The organism is Flavobacterium sp. UM26 (assembly GCF_057922445.1).
Window position 1 is genome coordinate 1 of sequence record NZ_JBVHCY010000006.1, and the last position, 12663, is coordinate 12663.

Here is a 12663-nt window from a genome sequence, read left to right on the forward strand (position 1 = left end):
TATAACTGACAAAGTCCTAATCGGGGCATAAGTAGCTAACTTTGATGGAAGATAAGGTTCACTTTGTCAGTTTGGTTGTTGATTAAAAGTACTCTAAATTTATTTAGCAAATCTAAAGGATGGAAGTGGCATCCTTTGCCTTTTTTCTTTAAAAAGGCAAAGATATAACGGACAGCGGGACGATGCTGCCCAGAAAGCCTTTTGTTGCTGCTCCTTACAAATACAAAAAAAAATAATATATTAACTCGAGCACTGCCCTTGCTCATAATTTACCCCAATAACTAACCTACTTATGAAAAAAAAATCTTTATGGCTTATGGCACTTTTGACGAGTGCTAGTGTCTCTTTTGCTCAAATTAAAACAACAAAAATCAAGAATCACAACACTGAACATTACATTACTACCGTAATTAACTATCCTATTGCGGGACTTTATGCGGTGCAAAAACAAGTTGAACCCATAACGATTCTCAATGCCGATGGAACGGGAATACTACAAAATGAGGATTTGGTGAAAGAACCAATTGTTTGGGGAATTGAATGTTCAGAATCTGGAATTCCGATTTTTAAAGAGGGTTTTGACAGTTCAGCTTATTCATTGTGGTACAAAAAAGCGAAGGCTAACGAGGAGGAAGAATGGACTTACCTGTCGTTTACGATTCATTTCAATAAAATGAAAATGTTTATTGCTGGAGAGCGCTTTAAGGAATTTACTGAGGAAGAGTTAAAAAGGTAAAACGTCAACTCCTTGAAAACCTTTTGATTGAAGATTCTATTCAAGACAAAAGAGCCTAAAAACAGTTTTTTAAACAAAATTGGCTGTTTCAAGAAATCGATTTCGTTGAATACCAACTACTTAGTATTCAGAATAATAATTAGTTTTTAAAAACCTAAAAATGTTAGCATTTTTTATTTAATTTGCGAAAAATTCAATTCATTTATAATGGTAAATATCACACGCCTATTTGATTTTCCTTACTATCAATTAGAGAAATTCAACTCAATTCCCGATGCTTTGGTGACTAAGCAAAATGGAGTTTGGAACAAAACTTCAACCGAAGAGTACATTGCAAAATCGAATACCATTTCTAGGGCTTTGATTAGGATGGGTATTCAAAAAGACGATAAAATTGCCATTATATCCTCCAATAATAGAACCGAATGGCATATTATGGATATTGGTGTACTCCAAACCGGAGCCCAAACCGTGCCTATTTACCCAACTATTGGTGAGGAAGACTACGAATATATCTTAAACCACTCTGGTTCTTTGTACTGTTTTGTTTCGGATGTTGAAGTCTACAATAAAGTTAAAAACATACAAGCCAATGTTCCGGCTTTGAAAGGAATCTATTCATTTAATGAAATTGAAGGTTGCGAAAACTGGACTTCACTATTAACGCTTGGGGCAGACACTAGCAATCAAGATGTGGTAGAAGACCGCAAAAACAATGTGAAGACTCAAGATTTGGCTACCATTATTTATACTTCGGGAACTACCGGAAAACCAAAAGGAGTAATGCTTTCGCATCAAAATATTGTTTCGAATGTGTTGAATAGTGCACCTAGGATTCCGTTTGAACCCGGAAAAAATACAGCGTTAAGCTTCTTGCCTATTTGCCATATTTTTGAACGAATGATTTTGTATTTGTACCAATATTATGGTGTTTCGGTTTACTTTGGAGAATCGATTGAAAAAATTAGCGATAACATCAAAGAAGTACGTCCAAACGTAATTACTGCAGTTCCGCGTTTGCTAGAAAAAGTATACGACAAAATTTATGCTAAAGGAGCTGAACTAACGGGTATTAAAAAAGCCTTGTTCTTTTGGGCAATCAATTTAGGATTACGTTACGAACCTTATGGGGCGAACGGTTTTTGGTATGAATTCCAATTGAAAATTGCTCGAAAACTAATTTTCAGCAAATGGAAAGAAGGTTTGGGTGGCAATCTTGATTTAATGGTTTCAGGAAGTGCCGCATTGCAACCGCGTTTGACTAGAGTGTTTGCCGCTGCCGAAATTCCTGTAATGGAAGGTTACGGATTAACGGAGACTTCACCTGTAATCTCGGTGAACGATATGAGAAACAAAGGTTTCAAAATTGGTACTGTAGGTAAACTAATCAACGGTGTTGAAGTAAAAATTGCTGAAGATGGCGAGATTCTTTGTAAAGGTCCAAACGTAATGATGGGCTACTACAAAGATGAAGAAAAAACAAAAGAAGCACTTGCCAATGGTTATTTCCACACTGGAGATATTGGTAACATTGATGCGGAAGGTTTCTTGAAAATCACCGACCGTAAAAAAGAAATGTTCAAAACCTCTGGTGGAAAATACATTGCTCCACAATTGATTGAGAACACTATGAAACAATCTCGTTTTATTGAACAAATTATGGTAATTGGTGATGGCGAAAAAATGCCAGCTGCTTTCATTCAGCCAAGTTTTGAATTCATCAAAGAATGGGAAAAACTACACGGTATTGAAGTAGGTAAAACCAACCAAGAAATCATTTCGAATCCAAAAGTAATTGCACGTATTCAGGAAGAAGTAGACCATTTGAATGCTAAATTTGGAAATTGGGAAAAAATCAAACGCTTTGAGTTAACACCAGACGTTTGGTCTATCGATGGCGGTCAACTTACCCCTACTCTAAAACTTAGACGTAAAATTGTACTGGAAATGTACAAACCACTTTATGAAAAAATTTATGGTCAATCATAAAAATACGATTTAACATCAACTTAAAAGTCCTGAATTTGAAATTCAGGACTTTTTTTTTGTTGTAAAGCATTTGAGATATTTTGTGAAAACATTTTGTAGATTCCTCTCTCTTTCACTATTTTTCAACTTTACTTCTTTTTGTTAGCAAAATCATAATGTATTGGCAAAAAAAATATTTTAACAACACCATAAACTCCTGAAAAACAATGGAGTTTTTTTATTTTTACAAAAAAATTAAAAAAATAATATGCATGCATAGTATTTTTTATATATATTTGAAATCGATATAGTAAACTATGAAAGACAAAACAATTGATTATGTTTTAAGAGCAACATGGCAAGCCGTTTCTAGAATGTATAACGAAGAAGCCGCCAAATATGATGCAACAATGGCAACAGGATTTGCCTTATTGAGTATTGACAAAGAAGACGGAACACCTTCGACTGCTTTAGGACCAAGAATGGGAATGGAAGCTACAAGTTTGACCAGAACCTTGAAAACAATGGAAGAAAAGGGATTAATCTTCAGAAAGAAAAATCCAGACGACGGTAGAGGAGTTTTACTATATCTAACTCCCTTTGGAAAAGAAAAAAGAGAGCTTTCAAAAAATACAGTGCTAAAGTTTAATGAAACAGTTAAACAACATGTTTCGGAAGAAAAACTAGCGCACTTTATGGAGGTTGCCGAAATCATCAACGAATTGATTCATGAGAAAAGTATTTTCACTACTCCAGAAAACGAATCTAACGAAGACACAATGATGAGTGAAAATACCGAACAATAAGTAACGGTTTGATAAGCGACACCACATTCAAGAAATAAAATAAAAAAAATAAATAGTAACTAAGTATGAAACGCACAATTAAAAAAGTCGCAGTAATCGGGTCTGGAATTATGGGTTCTGGAATTGCTTGCCATTTTGCCAACATTGGTGTTGAAGTCTTACTTTTGGACATCGTCCCAAGAGAATTGACGGACGCTGAAGCCAAAAAAGGATTAACTCTCGAGAGTAAAATCGTGAGAAACCGATTGGTAAATGATAGTTTAGCTACCGCTTTAAAATCAAAACCCTCTCCTATTTACAATCAAAAATTTGCCAACCGAATTACTACCGGTAACACTACCGATGATATGGCAAAAATTGCAGGAGTTGATTGGATTATCGAGGTGGTTGTAGAGCGTTTAGACATCAAGAAATTGGTTTTTGAACAAATTGAAAAATTCAGAAAACCAGGCACTTTGGTAACTTCCAACACTTCGGGTATTCCAATTCATTTTATGAGCGAAGGCCGCAGCGAAGATTTCCAAAAACACTTCTGCGGAACTCACTTTTTTAACCCTGCGCGTTACTTGAAATTATTCGAAATCATTCCAGGTCCACAAACTTCAACAGAAGTTTTGGATTTCTTAACAGGATATGGCGAAAAATTCTTAGGAAAAACATCGGTTGTAGCCAAAGATACTCCAGCTTTTATCGGAAACAGAATCGGAATCTACGGCATCCAAAGTTTATTTCACTTAGTGAAAGAATTAGGATTAACCATTGAAGAAGTGGATAAATTGACGGGACCAGTTATTGGTCGTCCAAAATCGGCTACCTTCAGAACGGTTGATGTTGTTGGTTTGGATACCTTAGTACACGTAGCCAACGGAATCTACGAAAACTGCCCAACTGATGAACAACATGAGTTGTTCAAACTACCAGATTTCGTCAACAAAATGATGGAAAACAAATGGTTGGGAAGTAAAACAGGACAAGGTTTTTACAAAAAAGAAGGCAAAGAAATTTTATCTTTAGACTTAGACACTTTAGAATATCGTGCTTCGAAAAGAGCTTCTTTTGCCACTTTGGAATTGACTAAAACAATTGACAAACCCATCAATAGATTTAAAGTTTTAGTAAAAGGAAAAGACAAAGCGGGTGAATTCTACAGAAAAAGTTTTGCTGGAATGTTTGCTTATGTTTCGAATAGAATTCCTGAAATCTCAGACGAATTATACAAAATCGACGACGCCATGAAAGCTGGTTTTGGGTGGGAAAATGGACCATTCGAAATTTGGGATGCTATTGGTGTTGAAAATGGAATTGAAATCATGAAAGCTGAAGGTTTAGCACCTGCTGCTTGGGTTACCGAAATGATTGCTGCTGGAAATACTAGTTTTTATACGGTAAAAGAAGGAGCTACATATTTCTACAATGTTCCTACCAAATCACAAACTAAAGTACCTGGTCAGGATGCATTCATCATCTTGAACAACATACGCGAAACCAAAAAAGTATGGAGCAACAGTGGCGCCATTATTCAAGATTTAGGAGATGGTATCTTAAACTTAGAATTCCAATCTAAAATGAATACTATTGGTGGCGATGTATTGCAAGGCATCAACAAAGCCATCGATCTAGCCGAGAAAGAATACCAAGGCTTAGTAATTGGAAATCAAGCAGCAAACTTTTCTGTTGGTGCCAATATTGGAATGATTTTCATGATGGCTGTAGAGCAAGAATACGACGAATTGAACATGGCTATCAAAATGTTCCAAGATACTATGATGCGTGTACGTTACTCTGGAATTCCAGTAGTAGTTGCACCGCACGGTATGACATTAGGTGGTGGTTGCGAAATGAGCTTACATGCTGACAAAGTTGTAGCTGCAGCTGAATCGTACATTGGATTAGTAGAATTTGGTGTAGGTGTAATTCCTGGTGGTGGTGGATCAAAAGAAATGGCGTTGAGAGCGTCTGATTTGTTCCGTAAAAACGACGTAGAATTGAATGTACTTCAAGAGTATTTCTTAACAGTGGCTATGGCCAAAGTATCTACATCTGCTTATGAAGCTTTCGATTTGGGTATTTTACAACATGGTAAAGACATAGTGGTTGTCAACAAAGATCGCCAGATTGCTGAGGCTAAAAAACACGCTTTATTGATGGCCGAAGCTGGTTACACTCAACCTATTCGCAGAAAAGATGTAAAAGTATTAGGAAAACAAGCCTTGGGAATGTTCTTAGTAGGAACTGACCAAATGCAGGCTGGTAAATACATCTCTGAACACGACAAGAAAATTGCCAACAAATTGGCCTATGTAATGGCTGGTGGTGACTTATCTGAATCGACCTTAGTATCTGAACAATACTTATTGGATATCGAAAGAGAAGCTTTCTTATCTCTTTGTACCGAAAGAAAGACATTGGAGAGAATTCAATTTATGTTAACTAAAGGGAAACCGTTGAGAAACTAAAAGCCCCCTAACCCCCAAAGGGGGAACAAGGTAGCGAACTAATACTAATTTAAAATCCTATTTACCCCTAATAGGAATTCCCCCGCCTAGGCGGGGGCTAGGGGGCTAATATGAAAACAGCATATATAGTAAAAGCTTATCGTACAGCCGTAGGAAAAGCACCAAAGGGAGTTTTTAGATTCAAACGCCCTGATGAATTAGCGGCAGAAACCATTCAATATATGATGAATGAGTTGCCTGATTTTGACAAAACCCGTATTGATGACGTAATGGTTGGAAATGCTATGCCAGAAGCTGAGCAAGGTCTAAATGTGGGTCGTTTAATCTCTTTAATGGGATTAAAAGTAAATGATGTTCCTGGAGTTACGGTAAACAGATATTGTGCTTCTGGATTAGAAACTATCGGGATGGCAACTGCCAAAATCCAATCTGGAATGGCACATTGCATTATTGCCGGTGGAGCAGAAAGTATGAGTTATATTCCAATGGGAGGTTATAAACCAACTCCAGATTACAAAGTGGCTGCAGCTGGTCACGAAGATTACTACTGGGGAATGGGATTGACTTCTGAAGCGGTAGCAAAACAATTCAATATTTCGAGAGAAGATCAAGATGAGTTTGCTTTTCAATCGCACAACAAAGCCTTGAAAGCCCAAGCTGAAGGAAAATTTGATAGCCAAATTGTTCCGATTACTGTTGAGCAAACTTTTATCAATGAAAATGGTAAAAAAGAAACCAAATCGTATGTAGTAACTAAAGATGAAGGACCTAGAGCTGGTACTTCATTGGAAGCTTTGGCAGGTTTGCGTCCTGTTTTTGCTGCCGATGGAAGTGTAACTGCTGGTAACTCCTCACAAATGAGTGATGGTGCTGCTTTCGTTTTGGTGATGAGCGAAGAAATGGTAAAAGAATTAAACATTCAGCCGATTGCTCGTTTGGTAAACTTTGCTTCTGCAGGTGTAGAACCAAGAATTATGGGAATTGGTCCTGTAAAAGCTATTCCAAAAGCCTTAAAACAAGCCGGATTGACACTAAATGACATCGATTTGATTGAGCTAAATGAGGCTTTTGCTTCTCAAGCTTTAGCAGTAACTAGAGAACTCAACTTAAATCCTGAAATCATCAACGTGAATGGTGGAGCTATTGCTTTAGGTCACCCTCTAGGTTGTACAGGTGCTAAACTTTCGGTTCAATTATTCGACGAAATGAAACGCAGAGGCAACAAATACGGAATTGTTTCTATGTGCGTAGGTACAGGACAAGGAAGTGCGGGGATTTTCGAGTTGGTGTAAAAGCCCTCTATCCCTTCCTCTATGTAGGAATTAATAAAATGCATTCAATTAAAAAAAATAGTTTAACAATTTATACCCTACTTACCCCTAGTAGGAATTCCCATAAAGCTTACTCTACATTCGTGGTTTGGGTGCTTGGGTTAGGGGGCTACTATGAGCAATAAAACAAGAGGTGGTCAATTCATCGTAAAAGAAACAAAATGTGAAGATATTTTCACACCAGAAGATTTTAATGAAGAGCAGTTAATGATGCGTGACTCTGTAAAAGAGTTCGTAGACAAAGAATTATGGGCACACAAAGATCGCTTTGAGAAAAAAGATTATGCTTACACCGAAGAAACCATGCGTAAAGCGGGTGAATTAGGTTTATTAGGTGTTGCTGTTCCAGAAGCTTACGGTGGTTTAGGAATGGGATTCGTATCGACTATGTTGGTATGTGACTATATCTCTGGAGCTACTGGTTCATTTTCAACTGCATTTGGAGCACACACAGGTATTGGAACTATGCCAATTACATTGTACGGAACAGAAGAACAAAAATTAAAGTATGTTCCAAAATTGGCTTCAGGCGAATGGTTTGGTGCGTATTGTTTGACTGAGCCAGGAGCTGGATCAGATGCGAATTCAGGAAAAACAAAAGCAGTTTTATCTGAAGATGGAAAATATTACACCATCACAGGACAAAAAATGTGGATTTCAAACGCAGGATTTTGTTCGCTTTTCATTGTTTTCGCTAGAATTGGTGATGACAAAAACATTACAGGTTTCATCGTAGAAAACGATCCAGCTAACGGAATTTCTATGAATGAAGAAGAGCATAAATTAGGAATTCGTGCTTCTTCTACTCGTCAGGTATTCTTTAACGAAACCAAAGTTCCTGTAGAAAACATGTTGTCTGAGAGAGGAAACGGATTCAAAATTGCAATGAACGCCTTGAACGTAGGACGTATCAAATTGGCAGCAGCTTGTTTGGATGCACAAAGAAGAGTTATCTCTGGAGCAGTTAACTATGCCAATGAAAGAATTCAATTCAACACTCCTATTTCTCAATTTGGAGCTATCCGTTCTAAATTAGCTGAAATGGCTACTTCATGCTACGCTGGTGAAAGTGCATCATACCGTGCAGCAAAAGATATCGAAGACAGAATCGCAGAACGCGAAGCTGCCGGTTCTTCACATCAAGAAGCAGAATTAAAAGGGGTTGAAGAATATGCTATCGAGTGTTCTATCTTGAAAGTAGCGGTTTCTGAAGACGTTCAAAACTGTTCTGATGAAGGAATTCAAATTTTTGGTGGAATGGGATTCTCTGAAGATACTCCTATGGAAAGTGCTTGGAGAGATGCTCGTATCGCACGTATTTACGAAGGCACAAACGAAATCAACCGTATGTTATCAGTAGGTATGTTGATTAAAAAAGCCATGAAAGGACACGTAGACTTGTTAGGACCAGCTTCTGAAGTACAAGCAGAATTAATGGGAATTCCTTCTTTCGAAACTCCTGATTATTCAGAATTATTTGCTGAGGAAAAAGAAATGATTGGCAAATTGAAAAAAGCTTTCTTGATGGTTGCTGGTGGAGCGGTTCAAAAATACGGTCCAGAATTAGATGGTCATCAACAATTGCTTATGGCTGCTGCGGATATCCTTATCGAAATCTACATGGCTGAAAGTACTATATTGAGAACAGAAAAATTAGCTAAGACAAAAGGTGAAGCTGCCGTAAAAGAACAAATTGCTATGGCACAGTTGTACTTATACAAAGCAGTAGATATCATTACTCAAAGAGGAAAAGAAGGTATCGCATCTTTTGCTGAAGGTGATGAACAACGTATGATGTTAATGGGACTTCGTCGTTATACTAAATATACAAACATGCCAAATGTGGTAGGTTTAAGAGAAATCATTACATCAAAACTAGTAGCTGAAAACGCTTACTGTTTCTAAGATTTTTTTTTAGTTTTTATTTGTTTAAGAAAGTCGGCTTGTGTGGTACAAGTCGGCTTTTTTATTATTACAAAAGAACCACAAATTAGCAAATTAACCATTTACAAAGAGGTAAACAATTTGAGAATGATGGTACTATTTACAAACTATTTTCTCCCAGATAATGTTCGATAGGAAAGATAAAAACTAACCAAAGTCAAGCATGAAGCCAAGAAAAAAGGAGCGCCTGGCACATGAAACGTACTGTTCTTGGCGGTAGCAAAAGCAAACAAATTGGTCATTAATAAAGGACCAAACACTCCACACAAACTCATTAAACTCGTAAGGGCACCTTGTAATTCTCCTTGCTCATTGGCAGGCACTTGGCTCGAAATAACACCTTGTATACTTGGCCCAGCAATTCCTCCTAAACAATATGGAATCAAAAAAGCAAACATCATCCAGCTTTCTGAAGCCAATCCGAAAAGCAATAAACCAAGAGCTGAAAAAGACATGCCTAAATAAATGGATTTGGTTTGTCCTAAACGCGGAATGATTTTTCGAATCAAAAATCCTTGAACAAAAGCGACCAAAACTCCAACGACAGCTAGTGAATATCCTACGATTTCAGCAGTCCAATTGAATTTATACATCGTGTAAAAGGACCAATTCGATTGTACAGCATGGGAGGCAATAAAAGTGAGCACTAGGGAAATTACCAAACCTGAAACGACTGGATACTTTCTTAAATTTTTCAATGAACTAATAGGATTCGCGCGCTTCCATTCAAAAGCCCTACGATTGTCTTTTGACAAGGATTCAGGCAAAACAAAATAACCATAAATTACATTCAACAGTGTAAGTCCAGCAGCAATCAAAAAAGGAACATTAGTTCCCCATTTGCTACTTATACCTCCAATTACAGGGCCTATAATAAATCCCAAACCAAAAGCTGCTCCAATTAGTCCAAAATTCTGTGCTCTTTTTTCTGGCGAGCTAATATCGGCAATATAAGCAGTAGCCGTACTAAAACTCGCGCCCATAATTCCAGCTATAATTCTCCCAACAAAAAGCCAGGCAATAGAAGGCGCAAAGGCATGAAAAATATAATCTAAACCCAATCCAAAAAGCGAAAGTAATAAGATAGGACGTCTCCCAAATCGATCACTTAGTCCTCCTAAAATTGGAGAGAAAATAAATTGCATGATGGCAAAAGAAAACAACAACCACCCTCCATATTTGGAAGCTTCGTTAATACCAAGACCTGTTAAATTTTCAATTAATTTTGGTACAATCGGAATAATAATTCCAAGACCTATAACATCTACTAAAACAGTAATAAAAATAAACAGTAAGGCATTATTGGGTGTGGTCTTCATAAAAAAAAAGATAGAATTAAAAAGGTAAAAATAGCATTTAAAAGCCAGCTCGCATACTATTCATATTTTTAAAATTGCGAGTAATAAAATCAAAGGCTGCCGTCATAATACCTCCCATTGATTTAGCATTTTTGAAGTTCAAATCATGTGTATAATTGTACAACTCCATTTTCAATTGGTTTAAATGCTCAACTGGAGCTAAAGTTTCACCAGACATAATTTGCACTAATCTTTTTATTCTATTTTCAGAAGATTGGATTCTCTTGGCCATTGCAGAGCGCTCTTCCTTTTTATATTGTTCTATAGAACTTTCTTGAAGCTTTTCTTTTACCAACAAAATCATTGGATAATTTTCTTTAAAGAACTGAGGACGGTAGACTTTAAAATTTCCTTCGTAACACTGTTGATCAAAATCTATAGCTCGAATCTTATACACTACTTGATCAAAATCATGCGTAGGTACAATCACATAATTGTAGGCTCTCATATCCCCTAACAATCGAATCATGCAACGTTCATTAAACTTAACAAACTCTTTAGCGATTTGAGCTTTGGCAGTTTCCGTACAATCTTTTAACAGATTTTTCATGAATACATCCCCGGGAATCCCCATAATATGCTCTTCGATTAACGTATCCTTATAAACCAAAAAATTAATCTTATCAGGAGATAAAATATGTTCAAATTCAAGACCATAGACTCTAGAAGCATCCGCTTTTTTGATATAAAAATGGGTATAGTTATCATTAAGAATATTACGCACTTTCACACGAAAGGGTTTAGAATTTCCAAAAGTGCAATAATCTATACAATCGACTGTTAGAAACTTTATGATATTCAAATTTCCATCAGAATGCAATAACGAATAGATTTTCATCAAAGTCAAATCGATTTCATTGCGCTCAAATTCGTTATAATACACTCGTATCCAAAGCGTATCATTGTTGTTTTTATCATAGACATTTATTGAACCCGAAAAACGCAACAAATCATCATAAAAAATAGGAACTTTAGAAATGCGTTCAAATCGTTCCAAATATTCCATTAAAGGTTTGTTTATTGGGTAGGACGGTTTTTTAAAAACCATTAATGGCTCGCTCATAGGTCTGTCTTTTCTACAAATTTACAGTATTTTCTATTTTAAAAGTAACAAATTACGAATTGGCTCGTCCTACATAAAACTAAATAACTAAAAACTTGGAAACGATACTAACCATCAAAAACCTCAACAAACGCTACGGAAGAATCCAAGCGTTAAAAAACGTTTCTTTTGAAATTAAAAAAGGCAATGTTTACGGAATCTTAGGCCCCAACGGAAGTGGTAAATCAACCACACTAGGTATTACACTCAACGTAGTAAATGCTACTTCAGGAGAATACCAATGGTTTGATGGAGCACTAGAAACACATGAAGCTTTAAAAAAAGTAGGAGCTATTATCGAGCGTCCTAATTTTTATCCCTATATGACAGCATACGAAAATCTCAAACTTGTATGCAAAATTAAAAACATCAATTATTCCAAAATAGAAGAAAAATTAGAACTGGTAGGACTTATCGAGAGAAAAGACAGCAAATTCAGTACGTTTTCTTTAGGGATGAAACAGCGCTTGGCCATTGCCTCTGCTTTACTCAACGATCCTGAAATTTTAATTCTAGACGAACCCACTAATGGTCTCGACCCACAAGGAATTCACCAAATTCGTGACATCATAAAAAAAGTAGCTAGTTTAGGGACCACTATCCTTTTGGCCTCGCATCTTTTGGATGAAGTAGAAAAAGTATGCTCACATGTAGTGGTTTTGAGAAAAGGAGAAATTTTATATGCTGGTTTGGTAGACGGAATGGCCGCCAATGAAGGCTTTTTTGAACTTGAAGCAGATGATACTACTACACTTAAAACAGTACTTGCTACACATCCGGCAGTGGATAAAATTGCAGCAGAAGAAAACAAAGTATTGGTGTACCTAAAAACTGACTTGAAAGCTTCGGACTTGAATCAGTATTTGTTTCAAAATGGCATTGTTCTCAACCATTTAGTCAAACGAAAAAACAGTTTGGAGGAGCAATTCTTAGCATTAACCAAAAAGTAGTTTTTTATCTCT

9 protein-coding genes are annotated in these 12663 nt (G+C 36.6%); 7 read left to right on the forward strand and 2 right to left on the reverse strand.

What is annotated here, in order from left to right:
* The first annotated feature begins 292 nt into the window (after positions 1 to 292).
* From ACZ1AQ_RS08390 to ACZ1AQ_RS08415, 6 genes are all read left to right on the forward strand, one after another.
* The gene (locus ACZ1AQ_RS08390) at positions 293 to 736 is read left to right on the forward strand and encodes a hypothetical protein (protein ID WP_489632474.1); all 444 of its coding nucleotides are present in this window, start codon (positions 293 to 295) and stop codon (positions 734 to 736) included.
* Positions 737 to 943: 207 nt separating this feature from the next.
* Positions 944 to 2725, forward strand: coding sequence for an AMP-dependent synthetase/ligase (locus ACZ1AQ_RS08395; RefSeq protein ID WP_489632475.1), 1782 nt, complete (start codon positions 944 to 946; stop codon positions 2723 to 2725).
* A 296-nt stretch (positions 2726 to 3021) separates the two neighbouring features.
* The gene (locus tag ACZ1AQ_RS08400; protein ID WP_489632476.1) at positions 3022 to 3510 is read left to right on the forward strand and encodes a MarR family winged helix-turn-helix transcriptional regulator; all 489 of its coding nucleotides are present in this window, start codon (positions 3022 to 3024) and stop codon (positions 3508 to 3510) included.
* Positions 3511 to 3575: 65 nt separating this feature from the next.
* Positions 3576 to 5966 carry a 3-hydroxyacyl-CoA dehydrogenase/enoyl-CoA hydratase family protein gene (locus ACZ1AQ_RS08405; RefSeq protein ID WP_489632477.1) on the forward strand — a complete coding sequence of 797 codons (2391 nt, stop codon included), beginning with the start codon at positions 3576 to 3578 and terminating at the stop codon, positions 5964 to 5966.
* A 110-nt stretch (positions 5967 to 6076) separates the two neighbouring features.
* The gene (locus ACZ1AQ_RS08410; RefSeq protein ID WP_489632478.1) at positions 6077 to 7258 is read left to right on the forward strand and encodes a thiolase family protein; all 1182 of its coding nucleotides are present in this window, start codon (positions 6077 to 6079) and stop codon (positions 7256 to 7258) included.
* Positions 7259 to 7411: 153 nt separating this feature from the next.
* Positions 7412 to 9202 (forward strand): acyl-CoA dehydrogenase FadE, encoded by a 1791-nt coding sequence (locus ACZ1AQ_RS08415; RefSeq protein ID WP_438060081.1) that lies wholly within the window; start codon positions 7412 to 7414, stop codon positions 9200 to 9202.
* A 146-nt stretch (positions 9203 to 9348) separates the two neighbouring features.
* Here ACZ1AQ_RS08415 and ACZ1AQ_RS08420 read toward each other — a convergent pair whose 3' ends face one another.
* Together ACZ1AQ_RS08420 and ACZ1AQ_RS08425 are read right to left on the reverse strand one after the other, a co-directional pair.
* Positions 9349 to 10560 (reverse strand): TCR/Tet family MFS transporter, encoded by a 1212-nt coding sequence (locus ACZ1AQ_RS08420; protein WP_489632479.1) that lies wholly within the window; start codon positions 10558 to 10560, stop codon positions 9349 to 9351.
* A 37-nt stretch (positions 10561 to 10597) separates the two neighbouring features.
* Positions 10598 to 11662 (reverse strand): hypothetical protein, encoded by a 1065-nt coding sequence (locus ACZ1AQ_RS08425; RefSeq protein ID WP_489632480.1) that lies wholly within the window; start codon positions 11660 to 11662, stop codon positions 10598 to 10600.
* 95 nt (positions 11663 to 11757) lie between these two features.
* On the opposite strand from ACZ1AQ_RS08425, the gene ACZ1AQ_RS08430 reads away from it, so the two are divergent.
* Positions 11758 to 12651: an ABC transporter ATP-binding protein gene (locus ACZ1AQ_RS08430; RefSeq protein ID WP_489632481.1), complete on the forward strand. Its 894-nt coding sequence runs from the start codon at positions 11758 to 11760 to the stop codon at positions 12649 to 12651.
* Positions 12652 to 12663: the final 12 nt, after the last annotated feature.

Excerpts from the sequence above, each read along its gene's own strand:
- ACZ1AQ_RS08390 (WP_489632474.1), top strand. The coding sequence starts at position 293 with ATGAAAAAAAAATCTTTATGGCTTATGGCACTTTTGACGAGTGCTAGT.
- ACZ1AQ_RS08395 (WP_489632475.1), top strand. The coding sequence starts at position 944 with ATGGTAAATATCACACGCCTATTTGATTTTCCTTACTATCAATTAGAG.
- ACZ1AQ_RS08400 (WP_489632476.1), top strand. The coding sequence starts at position 3,022 with ATGAAAGACAAAACAATTGATTATGTTTTAAGAGCAACATGGCAAGCC.
- ACZ1AQ_RS08405 (WP_489632477.1), top strand. The coding sequence starts at position 3,576 with ATGAAACGCACAATTAAAAAAGTCGCAGTAATCGGGTCTGGAATTATG.
- ACZ1AQ_RS08410 (WP_489632478.1), top strand. The coding sequence starts at position 6,077 with ATGAAAACAGCATATATAGTAAAAGCTTATCGTACAGCCGTAGGAAAA.
- ACZ1AQ_RS08415 (WP_438060081.1), top strand. The coding sequence starts at position 7,412 with ATGAGCAATAAAACAAGAGGTGGTCAATTCATCGTAAAAGAAACAAAA.
- ACZ1AQ_RS08420 (WP_489632479.1), bottom strand. The coding sequence starts at position 10,560 with ATGAAGACCACACCCAATAATGCCTTACTGTTTATTTTTATTACTGTT.
- ACZ1AQ_RS08425 (WP_489632480.1), bottom strand. The coding sequence starts at position 11,662 with ATGAGCGAGCCATTAATGGTTTTTAAAAAACCGTCCTACCCAATAAAC.